The sequence below is a fragment of the Pseudomonas sp. LBUM1672 genome (genome assembly GCF_059695655.1).
Map to the genome: position 1 here is coordinate 3,020,785 of NZ_CP166781.1, position 13,818 is coordinate 3,034,602.

11 protein-coding genes are annotated in these 13,818 nt (G+C 58.9%); 4 read left to right on the forward strand and 7 right to left on the reverse strand.

Translation table 11 applies throughout. The features are described from left to right. Positions 1-49: 49 nt before the first annotated feature. The 4 genes from ACA053_RS13800 to ACA053_RS13815 form a co-directional block, all read right to left on the reverse strand. Positions 50-259 carry a hypothetical protein gene (locus ACA053_RS13800; RefSeq protein ID WP_109630869.1) on the reverse strand — a complete coding sequence of 70 codons (210 nt, stop codon included), beginning with the start codon at positions 257-259 and terminating at the stop codon, positions 50-52. 97 nt (positions 260-356) lie between these two features. After that, complete coding sequence (locus tag ACA053_RS13805) at positions 357-2,594, reverse strand: TonB-dependent siderophore receptor (protein WP_497395955.1); 2,238 nt, start codon at positions 2,592-2,594, stop codon at positions 357-359. Between the two features lie 204 nt (positions 2,595-2,798). After that, on the reverse strand, positions 2,799-4,544 hold the full coding sequence (locus ACA053_RS13810; RefSeq protein ID WP_497317882.1) for a phosphoethanolamine transferase CptA: 1,746 nt from the start codon (positions 4,542-4,544) through the stop codon (positions 2,799-2,801). A gap of 208 nt (positions 4,545-4,752) precedes the next feature. Next, entirely contained in the window at positions 4,753-4,935 is a 183-nt protein-coding gene (locus ACA053_RS13815) for a DUF6026 family protein (protein ID WP_497317884.1), read from the reverse strand. Positions 4,936-5,205: 270 nt separating this feature from the next. Here ACA053_RS13815 and gnd point away from each other — a divergent pair, with 270 nt between their 5' ends. Genes gnd through ACA053_RS13830 form a run of 3 tightly spaced genes read left to right on the forward strand, consistent with a single transcriptional unit; the run spans position 5,206 to position 8,524 of the window. Then, positions 5,206-6,186, forward strand: a complete 981-nt coding sequence (gene gnd, locus ACA053_RS13820) for a phosphogluconate dehydrogenase (NAD(+)-dependent, decarboxylating) (RefSeq protein WP_497317886.1) — start codon at positions 5,206-5,208, stop codon at positions 6,184-6,186. Continuing rightward, positions 6,183-7,706: a glucose-6-phosphate dehydrogenase gene (gene zwf, locus ACA053_RS13825; RefSeq protein ID WP_497317888.1), complete on the forward strand. Its 1,524-nt coding sequence runs from the start codon at positions 6,183-6,185 to the stop codon at positions 7,704-7,706. Before gnd ends, zwf begins: the two co-directional genes overlap by 4 nt. Continuing rightward, positions 7,703-8,524 (forward strand): HAD family hydrolase, encoded by an 822-nt coding sequence (locus ACA053_RS13830; protein ID WP_497317890.1) that lies wholly within the window; start codon positions 7,703-7,705, stop codon positions 8,522-8,524. Before zwf ends, ACA053_RS13830 begins: the two co-directional genes overlap by 4 nt. A 117-nt stretch (positions 8,525-8,641) precedes the next feature. Here the strand turns inward: ACA053_RS13830 and nhaB are convergent, their stop codons facing one another. The 3 genes from nhaB to ACA053_RS13845 form a co-directional block, all read right to left on the reverse strand. Continuing rightward, positions 8,642-10,144 (reverse strand): sodium/proton antiporter NhaB, encoded by a 1,503-nt coding sequence (gene nhaB, locus ACA053_RS13835; protein WP_497317892.1) that lies wholly within the window; start codon positions 10,142-10,144, stop codon positions 8,642-8,644. 77 nt (positions 10,145-10,221) lie between these two features. Then, on the reverse strand, positions 10,222-11,511 hold the full coding sequence (locus ACA053_RS13840; protein ID WP_497395957.1) for a hypothetical protein: 1,290 nt from the start codon (positions 11,509-11,511) through the stop codon (positions 10,222-10,224). 297 nt (positions 11,512-11,808) lie between these two features. Further along, the gene (locus tag ACA053_RS13845) at positions 11,809-12,075 is read right to left on the reverse strand and encodes a DUF1652 domain-containing protein (RefSeq protein ID WP_497317896.1); all 267 of its coding nucleotides are present in this window, start codon (positions 12,073-12,075) and stop codon (positions 11,809-11,811) included. A 343-nt stretch (positions 12,076-12,418) separates the two neighbouring features. On the opposite strand from ACA053_RS13845, the gene ACA053_RS13850 reads away from it, so the two are divergent. Next, positions 12,419-13,744 (forward strand): sigma-54 dependent transcriptional regulator, encoded by a 1,326-nt coding sequence (locus tag ACA053_RS13850; RefSeq protein ID WP_497317898.1) that lies wholly within the window; start codon positions 12,419-12,421, stop codon positions 13,742-13,744. Positions 13,745-13,818: the final 74 nt, after the last annotated feature.

Consider the following 13,818-nt stretch of genomic DNA (forward strand, 5'->3'; position numbering starts at 1 on the left):
CGATCGGGCATGAAAAAGGGCGTCCACCAGGACGCCCGTTAGTCATCGTTTATTTAGGCCGATAAGTTTCGGTCACTTGTGCGGTTTGATCGTTCGGAACCCTCAGTTCAATAGATCTGGTTTCGACGCCATTAGCCTGCTGTTGTTTGAGATGCAGGGTTTCGAAGTAATACCGCATGCGCTCGGCGCCGCCTTCGGCAAATGCGGTGGTCGAACCGAACATCATCAGACTGGCGAGGATCAACGCAGTACGTTTCATGGTTTGCCTCCCACTACGGATATCGGGTGCCTTTCATCCATGAACCAATGTTGCCGGGACATTATCCGCCGATTCCGGTATTTGGGAATCAACCGCGTTAAAGCTTCCAGTCCAGGCTCAAGGTGACCGTGCGCGGGTCGCCCCAATAGACGCCGTTGTAGAACCCGACGTTGTCGTAATACTTTTTGTCGAACAAGTTGTCGACGTTCAGCGAAGCGGACAGGTGCTTGTCGAACTCATACCGCGACATCAGCTTGACCACGGTGTAGGCCTCCTGGCGGATGTTGGTGCTGGCGGTGATGACCTCGCCATCAGCGCCACGACCGACCGGGCGTCTGGCGGCGCGGTAGACGTCGCTTTGCCAGTTCACCGCGCCGCCCACGGTCAGCGCCTGCCAGTCGCCGGGCAGGCGATAAGCGGTGGAGAAGCGGACCATGTTCAACGGCTGGTTGGTTTTGTTGCGCTGCTTCTCGCCATTGGCCGAGTGGGTGTAGGTGTAGCCGGCCGTCATGTTCCAGCCCGCCATCACCTCGCCGGAGATCTCGGCTTCAAAGCCCTGAACCTTGTTGCCTTTGCCGCCCGATCTGAAGAATTCCTCACCGGTGACCGGGTCTGGCGGTACGGAATCGTCGAGTTCGGCGACGTTGTCCTGCTTGCTCCAGAACACCGCAGTGGTGAGGTTGAGTCGCTCTTCCAGCAGGCTGCCCTTGAGCCCCAGTTCATAGTTGCTGCCGACCACCGGCTCGAGGTATGTGTGATTGCTGTCACGCTCGTCCTGCGGCTTGAAAATGTCGGTGTAGCTGACATACACCGTGTACTCGGGCGTTATGTCGTAGAGCAACCCGGCGTACGGCGTCCACATGTCGTTGTGCTGCTGGCGGTTGGTTTCGACACTGCTCAGTTGCAGATTGCCGTCGTACTTGTTGGCCGTTTTCGAGATTTCCCACGTTCCGTAGCGACTTCCGAGGACTGCGTGCAGGTCGTCGGTCAGGGTCAGGCGCGTGGCCAGGTAACCGGCCTTTTGCCGGGTGCTTTCATCCGAGCCTTTCAGTCCGGTGACGGTGTCCGGGAATTTGGGAATGCCGCCCATGTACTTCCAGTCGGGAACCCTCTCGTAATCCGCCGACCGTGGGCCGTCTACGGTGTAGGGGTTGTCTTCGCTACGCTCGGCTTCGCCATAGCCGATCATCATTTCGTGTTCACGACCGAACAGCGAATAAGGGCCGGACACGTTGAAGTCATAGGCCTTCATTTTCTGCGTGCCGACCATGTGGCTGACGTTGGCAAACATGCCGCTGCGATCCGCCTCGGGGAAACCGCCACCGCCGTAATAGATCTTGCCGTCGGTGTCACTCTCGCGGTGGGTGTAGGCCGCCTTGAGGTGCCAACCGGCACCCAGTTGCTGGTCCAGCGTGGCAAACGCGGTCTTGTCCTTCAGCGGCCAGGAACTCCACGGCGTGGCCATGTTGGTGGAGCGTCCGAGGTTGGCTTTGCTGCCGTCAGCGTTCCAGTACGGCACGGTGCCCCAGGACGTGCCTTGCACCTGTTTGTCCTGATAGTCGTAACCCACGGCCAGCACGGTGTCGTCGGTCAAATCGGCTTCGAGAATCCCGTAGCCGACTTCCCGTTGCAGCGCGTACTTGTCACGGTAGGAACCGCTGTCGCGATAGGCCAGCACACTGCGAGCGCGCAGGCGCCCGTCGAAGGCCAGCGGCCCGCCGACGTCCACATAGCTGTAGTAATCGTCATAGCTGCCGCCGCTGACACCGGTCTGGGCGGCCCATTGTGCGGTCGGCCGTTTGCGCACCATGTTGATAGTCGCGGAGGGATCGCCGGCGCCCGTGGTCAGGCCGGTCGCGCCGCGAACCACTTCGATGCGGTCGTAGATGATGGTGTCGGAATCGGACTTCATGTAGCTGAAGGTGTTGAGCATCCCGTCGATCTGGAAATTGTTGATCGAGTAACCGCGGGACGAATAGCTGACGCGGTCCGAGTCGTTGTGCTGAACCACCACACCGGTGGTCTGGCTCATGGCTTCGGACAACGTACCGAGTTTGAAATCGTCCATCTGCTGGCGCGTGACCACGGACACCGACTGCGGCGTTTCCTTTATCGACAGGTTCAGCCGCGTTGCGGTGCTCATGGCGCCGGTGGTGTACGACTCGGTGTTTTCGGTGGTAGTGCCCAGCCCCTGGGCGGTCACATTGGTGGCGCCGAGTTCAAGGGTGCGGCTCGGCGCTTGTTCCGGGGCGGTTTCAGCCAGCAAATCGGGGCTCAGGGCAGCACTGCACAGGCCCAGGGTAAAGGTCATGGAACGGGTGATAGGCGCGAACATCGCAGCCGACTCCTTGTCTTCGAGGGAAAAATTCCGTTTGTTCAAAGACGAAGGGGGGAGAGGGGATTTAGGTCTAAACGAGAATTATTGTTATTTTAAGGTGTTTCGGAGACGTTAAAGCGGGCGGCTGGTGTAAACCCTGTGGGAGCAAGCTCCCACTGGTTCCTCTACATAGTGAAAGATCGGAGCCGATCCCTCAGGACATCATTTCTGCGCGACTGACGGATCGGACGGCGTGCTTTTCGGTTTCATCAGGCTGAAATCGATCAGCGGGCGCGACTGACGTTCATATGGATTGCCGATCATCAACGGCCGCGGCGTGAAGCTGTCGCTGACCAGGCTCTTGCTGCGGTCCAGTTCATCAAAACTCAGGCCCGCCAGATCGGCCCAGGTGTGGATCAGCTGCGAACTGCTGTAAGGCCGCCCCAGGTCAGCGGCAAAACTCCAGTCGTGGGTTTCACGCCATTTCGGCGAAGCCCAGGCCATGAACGGAATGGTGTACATCGGCGCGGTCGGCTTGGCCTCGTTGCGCCCCAGCGTGCTGTGGCCCGCAGAGTCGAATACATCTTCGCCGTGGTCCGAGAGGTACATCAGGAAGCCGTTCGGATCGGACTTGGCGTAGTCCTTGATCAGGCTCGACACCACGAAGTCGTTGTACAGCACCGCGTTGTCGTAGCTGTTGTAGGTCGGCACCTGATCGTCACGCACGCCGTCCGGCACACCCTTGCGATCGGTGAACTTGTTGAAGGTCGGCGGATAACGGTACTGATAGCTCATGTGCGTGCCGAGCAAATGCACCACGATCAGCTTGCGCGGCGCGGCGTCCGCCAGAGCCTTGTTGAACGGCGCGATCACGTCGCCATCGTACTGCGCGGCATTCTGGTTGCGGTTGTTGTTCAGGTACACCTGCTCGTCGGCTTGTTCAGAGAACGTCGTGAGCATGGTGTTGCGCTTGGTCATGGTTTGCTGGTTGGTGATCCAGAAGGTCTTGTAACCTGCCTGTTTCATCATGCTCACCAAGGACGGTGTGGACAGGTAAAGGTCCGGGTTTTCTTCGTCGGCGAAGGTCAGCACCTGCTGCAACGCCTCGATGGTGTACGGGCGCGGGGTGATGACGTTGTCGAAGACCGCCATCTGATCCTTGAGCTTGTCCAATTCCGGCGTGGTTTCACGCGGGTAGCCGTAAAGGCTCATACGCTGACGGTTGGTGGACTCGCCGATCACCAGCACCAGGGTCGCTGGCTGGTTGGCCATCGTGTCCTTGAGGTTTTTTAGCGGTGGAATCTTGCTCGCGCTGTCGAGCATGTCTTGCATGCCGGCCAGGGTGTCGAGGTAACGGTGATACGCCACCGCCATCTGCCAAGGCACCGCCGGCTCGATACGGGTTTCGAATTTCTCGAAGCCGCCGGCCAGGCTGCCGGTGCGCGCGGTTTGCTTGATCAGCGGGTAACCGACCACGGCCACCAGGATCGCGGTTGCGGCAACCAGTGCGCGGCCGCGAGGCATGTACACCGGACGCAAGCGGGTCCACAGGAAATACGCGAACAGCGTGTGGGCGAGGAACGCCGCCACCATCCACCAGGCGAAATACTGGGTCATGTATTCGCCCGCTTCAGAGATGTTCGATTCGAACATGATGAAGATGACGCTCTGGGAAAATTCCTGCTGATAGATGAAGAAGTAACCCAGGCTGGCCATCGAACAGGCCCACAGCACCACGCCGATCAGCGCGGCCATTACCCGCGTCTGCTTAGGGAACAGCAGCATCGGCGCGAGCCAGATGGCGCTCATCACAAAGGCCTGGCGGAACCCGGTAAAACCGGAGGTGCCCGTCAGTTGGATCAGCAGTTGGGTAATGCCGGAAAAATACCAGAAGAACAGGAACAACCAGAGAAATCCTGCCCAATCGAAACCTTTCGCAGTCGTAGTGCTGCGTTTGAACACACTCATTCAGCGCTCCAGCCAAGAAATCACGTCGACACGTCGGGAGCCTTCCATGTTGCCGACGAACGGAAGCCGCGCGGATACCGAGCGGCCATAATTCGCGGGAGTATCAACAAGTTGATGTGAAAACTTTGTGAGTCGCCGCGAACGGCAAGACAGGCAGGGAAGCGGTGTCGGAAACAGCGGAGGGCTGTTTCCGGATCAAGCGAGGGGATCAGGCGTGTGGAGCACGCTGGGTGACGGGCAAGGGCTGTGCCGTAGAACTTTGTGTGAGTAAGCGCAGCTGCGCGAGCTCCTGCTTCAACAGGTCGCGCTCTTCTTTCAACTGGCGCAATTCATCACGACGGATCGTGACGTAAAGGGTTTGTGCTGGTCGTGCTGCTTGTACTGTGCCCATTGCTCACCTCGCAAATGGCTGTCTCAACTGTAAATCCGCCCCGACATCGGTGCTTATTTACTATCGGCGCCAATTTTGATTTCTTTTGCCCCTGATGGGAACTTTTTTATTTTTCATGGTCGTTGTGTCTTCAGTTTGATTTCTGACGTTATCAGTCAGGATCGGGCACAATGCCCGGAAACTTCACGCCAGCGCTCTGGACTAACCCTCATTAGTCGCGTTGGGCTATAACCTTTGACACACTTTATTTGTAGTAGGGAGCATCAGCACATGCAACTCGGGATTATTGGACTGGGCCGCATGGGCGGAAATATTGCGCGTCGCCTGATGCTCAACGGGCATACCACCGTTGTTTACGACCGCAATACCGCCTTCGTCGACACCCTGGCCGCAGAGGGCGCCAAGGGCGTCATCGACCTGCCGGCGCTGGTCGCCGGCCTGGCCAAGCCACGTGCGGTGTGGGTCATGCTGCCGGCCGGCGCACCGACCGAAGACACCATCGACACCCTGAGCACCTTGCTCGAAGCCGGCGATACCATCATCGACGGCGGCAACACCTTCTATAAGGACGACATCCGCCGGGCGAAAACCCTGTCGGAGAAAGGCCTGCACTACATCGACGTCGGCACGTCCGGCGGCGTCTGGGGCCTGGATCGCGGTTACTGCATGATGATCGGTGGCGAAGCCGAGGTGGTAAAACGCCTTGATCCGCTGTTCGACAGCCTGGCGCCGGGCATGGGTGACATCCCGCGCACCAAGGACCGCAAGTCGGAAGACGATCGCGCCGAGCGCGGTTACATCCACGCAGGTCCCGCAGGCTCTGGCCATTTCGTGAAGATGATCCACAACGGCATCGAGTACGGAATGATGCAGGCCTTCGCCGAAGGCTTCGACATCCTCAAGACCAAGGCCAGCGAAAACCTGCCGGAAGACCAGCGCTTCGACCTGAATGTGGCCGACATCGCCGAAGTCTGGCGCCGTGGCAGCGTGGTGTCGTCGTGGTTGCTCGACCTGACCGCCGACGCACTGGCCAGCGATCCTAAACTCGACGGTTACTCAGGCTCGGTGGCCGACAGCGGTGAAGGCCGCTGGACCATCGAAGCCGCCATGGAGCAATCAGTGCCCGTACCGGTGCTGTCGAACTCGCTGTTCTCCCGCTACCGTTCGCGCGGCCAAGGCACCTTTGGCGACAAGATTCTCTCGGCCCAGCGCTTCGGCTTCGGCGGCCATGTGGAGACTGCGAAAAAATGACGCGTCTGATCCGCAATAAATCAAAGGCAGAACCCGCACCACCGACCACGCTGTTTTTGTTCGGTGCCCATGGTGACCTGGTCAAGCGCTTGCTGATGCCGGCGCTGTACAACCTGAGTCGCGACGGTCTGCTTGGCGATGGACTGCGGATCATCGGCGTTGACCACAACGCCATCAGTGACGAAGCCTTTGCGCAGAAGCTCGAAGATTTCATTAGGACTGAAGCGGCCACCAAAGTCGGCAAGGGCGATGAAGCCCTTGATCCGGCGCTGTGGGCCAAACTGGCCAAAGGCATCAGCTACGTCCAGGGCGACTTCCTGGACGACAGCACTTATCAAGCGCTGGCGGCGAAAATCGCCGCCAGCGGCACGGGCAATGCGGTGTTCTACCTGGCCACCGCGCCACGTTTCTTCAGTGAAGTGGTGCGCCGCCTCGGTGCCGCCGGCTTGCTGCAAGAAACACCCGAAGCGTTCAGAAGGGTGGTGATCGAGAAACCGTTCGGCTCCGATCTGCACACCGCTGAAGCGCTGAACGCGTGTTTGCTCAAGGTCATGTCGGAAAACCAGATCTACCGGATCGACCACTACCTGGGCAAGGAAACCGTGCAGAACATTCTGATCAGCCGGTTCTCCAACAGCCTGTTCGAAGCGTTCTGGAACAACCATTACATCGACCACGTGCAGATCACCGCCGCTGAAACCGTCGGCGTGGAAACCCGTGGCAGTTTTTATGAACACACCGGCGCGTTGCGGGACATGGTGCCCAATCACCTGTTCCAGTTGCTGGCGATGGTGGCGATGGAACCGCCGGCAGCCTTTGGCGCCGATGCGGTCCGTGGCGAGAAAGCCAAAGTGGTCGGTGCGATACGTCCGTGGTCCACGGAAGAGGCCCGGGCCAACTCGGTGCGTGGCCAATACACGGCTGGCGAACTCGATGGCAAACCCTTGGCCGGTTATCGCGAGGAAGCCAACGTCGCGCCCGATAGCAACACCGAAACCTACGTTGCGCTGAAAGTCATGATCGACAACTGGCGTTGGGTCGGCGTGCCGTTCTACCTGCGCACCGGCAAACGCATGAGCGTGCGAGACACCGAGATCGTCATCTGCTTCAAGCCCGCGCCGTATGCGCAGTTCCGCGATACTGAGGTCGATGAACTGCAACCGACTTATCTGCGAATCCAGATCCAGCCCAACGAAGGCATGTGGTTCGACCTGCTGGCCAAGCGGCCCGGGCCGGCGCTGAAAATGGCCAACATTGAGCTGGGTTTTGCCTACAAGGATTTCTTTGAAATGCAGCCGTCCACCGGCTACGAAACGCTGATCTACGATTGCCTGACCGGCGACCAGACGCTGTTCCAGCGCGCCGACAACATCGAGAACGGCTGGCGCGCCGTGCAGCCCTTCCTCGATGCCTGGCAGCAGGACGCGAGCGTGCAGCGCTATCCGGCCGGCGAGAACGGCCCGAAGACGGCTGATGAGCTGTTGGCCCGCGACGGTCGCGTCTGGCACAGCCTCGGATGAGTGAAGCCCCGCAACAGCCCATCCGTTTCCTGCTGAGCGACATGGACGGCACCTTGCTGCTGCCCGATCACAGCCTCAGTCAGCGCACCATTGAGGCAGTTCGTTCCTTACGCGAGGCTGGTGTGCTGTTCAGCCTGGCCACCGGCCGTCCACCCAAAGCCATGCTGCAGCAGATCGAAGCCCTCGGCGTCGACCTGCCGACGGCGGCGTTCAATGGCGGCACGATCGTCCATCCGGACGGTAGTTTGCTGGTTGCGCATTATTTGCCGGCCACCGCTGCGCTGACGGCGCTGGCACTGTTTGCCGATCAGCCGGACGTTGAAGTCTGGGTGTTCAGTGGCGGTGACTGGTTGCTCAAGGACGCGGACGGGCCGATGGTCCCGCGCGAGCAGCACGGTCTCGGCTATCCGCCGGTGGTGGTCGAGAGTTTCGAGCCGTTTCTGACGCGCATCGACAAGATCGTGGCTACCAGCAACAACACGCAATTGTTGATCGAGCTGGAGGCGCAACTGTTGCCGAAAGTGGAAGGCCAGGCGCAGGTCTCACGGTCGCAACCGGTGTACCTGGACGTGACGGCGATGCAGGCCAACAAAGGCGCCGCATTGGCGACACTGGCCGAGTTTCTCGGCGTGCCACTGGAACAGACTGCCGCGATGGGCGATGGCGGCAATGACCCGGCGATGTTTCATTGTGCCGGGTTGTCGATTGCCATGGGGCAGGCGGAAGAAGCGGTGAAGCGCCAGGCCGATGTGGTGACAGGCGCCAACACCGAAGACGGCGCGGCACAGGCGATTGAGCGGTATATCCTGCCCCGGTAAGTACACAACACCAATGTGGGAGTGGGCTTGCTCGCGAAGAGGCCGTGTCAGTCAATATTTATACTGAATGACACACCGCTTTCGCGAGCAAGCCCGCTCCCACATTTTGCTCGGTGTTTACAGCCAGTAACTGACGGCGTACCAACCCAAAACACCCATCACCACCGTATACGGCAACGCCATCAACACCATCCGCCCATACGACAGCCGAATCAGCGGTGCAATCGCCGACGTCAGCAAAAACAGAAACGCCGCCTGACCATTAGGTGTCGCCACGCTCGGCAGGTTGGTGCCGGTATTGATCGCAATGGCCAGCGTTTCGAAGTGCTCACGGCTCATGTGCCCGGAGACGAATGCCTGCTTCACTTCAGTGATGTAAATGGTTGCCACAAACACGTTATCGCTGATGGCTGACAACAAGCCGTTGGCTATGAACAGCATGCCCGGCTGCTGATCGGCCGGCAGCGCCAGCACCCACTGGATCAACGGCGTAAACAGCTGCTGATCGTGGATCACCGCGACCACTGCGAAGAACACCACCAGCAATGCCGTGAACGGCATGGCGTCCTTGAACGCGTTGCCGATGCGGTGCTCGTCGGTGATGCCGGTGAAGGCGGTGATCAGCACGATTACCATCAAGCCGATCAGCCCCACTTCAGCCACGTGAAACGCCAGGCAGCCAATCAGAATCAGTGCCGCCAGCCCTTGAACGATCAGGGCTGCGCGTTGGCGCGAGGTACGCTGGGCGTTGTCTTCGGCCGCATAATTGGCCAGCACCGCGCGTACGTTGTCCGGCAGCAGCGTGCCGTAACCGAACCAGCGCAGTTTCTCCAGCAGCACGCAGGTCACCAGGCCTGCGACCAATACCGGCAATGAAACGGGCGCGACTTTCAGAAAGAACTCGGAAAAGTACCAACCCATCTCGTGACCAATCAACAGATTCTGCGGCTCTCCAACCAATGTGCAAACACCGCCCAATGCCGTGCCCACGGCGCCGTGCATCAGCAGGCTGCGCAGGAAAGAGCGGAACTGGTTGAGATCGTCATGATGCAGTTTGGGCAGGTGCTGGTCATCGCTGAACCCACTGTCCTGACGCGGATCGTTGCCCGAGGCGACGCGGTGATACACCGAATAGAACCCCACCGCAGCGCTGATGATCACCGCCGTCACCGTCAAGGCATCAAGGAACGCCGACAGGAACGCCGAGAGAAAGCAGAACATCAGGGCCAGCAGCGCCTTGGATCGAACCCCCAGCAGCAAGCGCGAGAACAGGAACAGCAGCAGGTCTTTCATGAAGTAGATGCCTGCCACCATGAACATCAGCAGCAGGATCACCGGAAAGTTGTGCACCAGCTCGTCGTAGAGCGCCTGGGGCGTGGTCATTTTCAGCAGCAGCGCTTCGACCAGCAGCAACCCGCCGGGTATCAGCGGATAGCACTTGAGCGCCATGGCCAGGGTGAAGATGAATTCCAGCACCAGCAACCATCCGGCTGCCACCGGACCGACCGTCCACAACACCAGTACGTTAAGTATCAGGAAGCCGACAATGCTCGCCTTGTACCAGCGGGGTGAGTGGCCGAGAAAGTTGTGCGCGAAGGCGTGGGCCATTGAACCGGACATCGGCTACTCCTTGTATTCAGAAGCGCGCAACTTGCCGTAAGCCGAAGGGAAGATCAAGGGTGGGAAAATTCGTTGGCCTAACCGAGATAGCGCGCCACGATCGCCCGGTAGTTACCGTCCAGCGAATAACCCGCTACGACGATTCCTCCATCCGCTTGAACAGCCACCGACGTGGCGGTATCCAGGCTGCGGCCCAGGCGGGTGCGAACCCAGCAGGTGCCCTCGGCAAAGCCAGGATCCAGCTGTCCGCCCGGTAAATACCGGGCCAACAGAAAGTCGGCTTCAACTCCGCCAATCGTGGCGCCCACTGCCAGCACGCGACCGTCTGGCTGGAGCTGTGCGGCGTTCCACTGGCAACCGCTGCGCCCGATCTTTAGCAAGTGTGGCTGGCCACTGTTGCAATGAACGTCCGGGCGACCGTTGCTGTGCAGTTTCAGCGCCAGGCTATGCATCGGGTCGCGGCTGCTGCCAAAACACTGCAAATCGCCATTTTCCTGCTGGACGATCTGACTGACCTGAGCGCTGTGCCCCTCAACACTGAAGGTCATGAAACCATCCACGGCGAAGTGGTTATCCAGGCTGCCGTCGGGGAGGTAGCGCGCCAGCAAGCCTTCTTCAGGGAAATTGATCGAGCCGCCGACCATGATCCGACCGTCCCGCTGCACCATCAGGCTGCTGAGCCAGGAGTTCATCAGCAAATGCCGGACCATGACAAAGCCGCGGCCGTTGAAGGAGCTATCGAGCTCGCCCGTGTCGGTGAGGCGAATCAGCAGGCCCACGTGGTCGGCCAGTTCGAAGGGGTGATTGGCCAGCAGCAGGATGCGACCGTCAGCCTGAACCTGGACGTCGCAGGCTTCGGCTCCCGGGACGCCAGGAGGAAGCCAGGCGTTGCGCACGCCCCGTGACAGATTTCCCGGCAGGCGTATGACGCAGCATCCATCGTCGCCAAAATCTCTGAGTGGTTGACCTTGCGAGTCAAACATCGCCAGAGCCGGCAGTGTCTGGTGAGCGTCTTCATAGTGCAGGCCGGCGACCAGGATGTTGCCGTCTCCCAACACCAGGACCTTGCCCGCCATGGCCTCATAACCGCGCTGGAATTGCCCGATGACACTGCCGCGAGTACCGAATGCCAGGTCCGCCGAACCGTCTTCAAGCAAGCGAGCCAGGCCAAAGCAATGGCCGCCCCGAGTGCCGACTTTCGCCGCTACCAGAATGCGACCGCTGGAATCGATCGCCACGCTGTTGGCGATGCTCGACGTACTGGCGGCGAAATACACCTGGGTTTTGCCATTGGAGGCAAAATTTTTATCGAGGTGACCGGCCGTGTACTGCGCTGCAGGTCGGGCAAAAGCAGTCTGGTCTGGCATGCACGCGTCTCCTTGCGAGCTGACCGAAACCCGGGAACCGGGAGGGCAACTGCGTGTGCAAAACATTCAATCCCTGAACGCTCGATTGCACAACCGTAACAACTAACAGGTGGAGGGTCGCTTTGTGCCAGAACAGTGTCTTTTCGAACCACTGACAAGCCTGCCAAGTAATAAAGCCAAAAGATCGCAGCCTCGTTTCACTCGACAGCTCCTACAGGGGAAAGCGTATCCGTTGTAGGCGCTGTCGAGTGAAACGAGGCTGCGTGCGATCTTTTTTACGCTTTAAATGCGAAATTCTTAGTGCGGCATGGACCACGATTGCAGCATGTAACCTTCTTCGCTCAATTGGGCGCGAGCTTCTTCAAGAAGGTGTTCGAGTTGCGCCGGGTCGGTATAGGCGCTGCATGGGATTTGTTTGCGGCCGAGAGGGGTGCTGGTGCGATCGATCACCGTCAGGCAGAGTTCGCCGTTGCCGTCTTGTGGGGCCCAGGCCACGCATTGGAAAGGTTGGAATGCGCGGTCGGCAATCAAAAGAGCTTCGTTGATACGGAGCGGGGCGGTCATGGGATCTTCTCTCTATTATGCCCAATCAAGTGACAGGCCGTCGGTTGGGCTTACCGTTCGGCTGGTTACTTGTACTGATGCCTTCAACCGGGGGTCAGGTCACACCCAAATCAAAAGAAATTTCAACTTTCTTTCATATACTCAACGCAGGGCGGTTTTTGAAAGCTGAGTGAAAGGTTGAACTCGTTAGGTAACTAACAAACCCGTTCTTATAACTAATAAAGCAATATCCCTATAGTCAAACGGTACAAGGTAGTGTCAAATTCTTGCTAATGTTACAGCCAGATCCGCCAAACGACTGTTTTTAATAATATTTCCTAAAGTTTGGCGTCAAGGAACAGTCATGATCGAAACGCCTGCGTTACGACGTCTGTTAGTAGTAGATCCCTGCGACGACTGCCATCGTCTGTTGCCGGGTCTGCGCTCTGTGGGCTGGGATGTTGACAGCTGTTCCTTGGAGAACGCCGGCGACCGAACGTGCGATGTCGGTCTGTTGCGATTACAACCCTTTCATCTGGAACGCCCCGAAGCCGTCAAAGAACTGATCAGCCGCAGCGGTACCGAGTGGATTGCCGTTCTCAACCAAGAAGTCCTGCGCCTGCAAAACGTCGGTGACTTCGTCTGCGAATGGTTTTTTGACTTCCATACCTTGCCGTTTGATGTCTCCCGGGTGCAAGTCACGCTGGGCCGGGCGTTCGGCATGGCGCGCCTGCGCGGGCAGGGCACGATTCATATCGATCAGCCAGAGCACGAACTGCTTGGCGATAGCAAACCGATTCGCGAACTGCGCAAATTACTCAGCAAACTGGCACCCACCGAGTCTCCGGTATTGATTCGTGGTGAAAGCGGTACCGGCAAGGAACTGGTGGCCCGCACGCTTCATCGACAATCCCAGCGTCACAACAGACCTTTCGTTGCAATCAATTGTGGGGCAATTCCCGAACACTTGATCCAGTCCGAACTGTTCGGGCATGAGAAAGGCGCCTTTACCGGCGCCCACCAACGCAAGGTTGGTCGTATCGAAGCGGCGAATGGCGGCACTTTGTTCCTTGATGAGATCGGTGACCTGCCACTGGAGTTGCAAGCCAATCTGCTGCGCTTCCTGCAGGAAAAACACATCGAGCATGTTGGCGGCAGCCAGCCGATTCCAGTGGATGTGCGGGTATTGGCGGCGACGCATGTCGACCTTGAGGCCGCGGTCGAGAAAAAAAGCTTTCGTGAGGATTTGTACTACCGACTGAACGTGCTGCAAGTCGTCACTGCGCCGCTGCGTGAGCGCCATGGCGACTTGGCGATGCTGGCCAACCACTTCTCCCATTTCTATAGTCATGAAACCGGCCGCCGCCCTCGCAGCTTCAGCGACGACGCGTTGATTGCCATGGGCAAGCATGACTGGCCGGGCAATGTTCGCGAGCTGGCCAATCGGGTACGTCGCGGGTTGGTGCTCGCCGAAGGCCGGCAGATCGAGGCGCGAGACCTGGGGCTGCTCAGCCAGCATACGATTCCCGCGCCGATGGGCACGCTGGAAGATTACAAGACCCGCGCTGAACGCCAAGCCTTGTGCGATGTACTTAATCGCCACAGCGATAATCTGAGTATCGCCGCCAAGGTGCTGGGGATCTCCAGGCCTACCTTCTACCGTTTGTTGCACAAACATCAGATCCGTTAGACGCAAGATCAAAAGATCGCAGCCTCGTTTCACTCGACAGCTGCTACAAGGGTTCCGTGCAAACCTGTAGGAGC

Excerpts from the sequence above, each read along its gene's own strand:
- ACA053_RS13800 (WP_109630869.1), bottom strand. The coding sequence starts at position 259 with ATGAAACGTACTGCGTTGATCCTCGCCAGTCTGATGATGTTCGGTTCG.
- ACA053_RS13805 (WP_497395955.1), bottom strand. The coding sequence starts at position 2,594 with ATGTTCGCGCCTATCACCCGTTCCATGACCTTTACCCTGGGCCTGTGC.
- ACA053_RS13810 (WP_497317882.1), bottom strand. The coding sequence starts at position 4,544 with ATGAGTGTGTTCAAACGCAGCACTACGACTGCGAAAGGTTTCGATTGG.
- ACA053_RS13815 (WP_497317884.1), bottom strand. The coding sequence starts at position 4,935 with ATGGGCACAGTACAAGCAGCACGACCAGCACAAACCCTTTACGTCACG.
- gnd (WP_497317886.1), top strand. The coding sequence starts at position 5,206 with ATGCAACTCGGGATTATTGGACTGGGCCGCATGGGCGGAAATATTGCG.
- zwf (WP_497317888.1), top strand. The coding sequence starts at position 6,183 with ATGACGCGTCTGATCCGCAATAAATCAAAGGCAGAACCCGCACCACCG.
- ACA053_RS13830 (WP_497317890.1), top strand. The coding sequence starts at position 7,703 with ATGAGTGAAGCCCCGCAACAGCCCATCCGTTTCCTGCTGAGCGACATG.
- nhaB (WP_497317892.1), bottom strand. The coding sequence starts at position 10,144 with ATGTCCGGTTCAATGGCCCACGCCTTCGCGCACAACTTTCTCGGCCAC.
- ACA053_RS13840 (WP_497395957.1), bottom strand. The coding sequence starts at position 11,511 with ATGCCAGACCAGACTGCTTTTGCCCGACCTGCAGCGCAGTACACGGCC.
- ACA053_RS13845 (WP_497317896.1), bottom strand. The coding sequence starts at position 12,075 with ATGACCGCCCCGCTCCGTATCAACGAAGCTCTTTTGATTGCCGACCGC.
- ACA053_RS13850 (WP_497317898.1), top strand. The coding sequence starts at position 12,419 with ATGATCGAAACGCCTGCGTTACGACGTCTGTTAGTAGTAGATCCCTGC.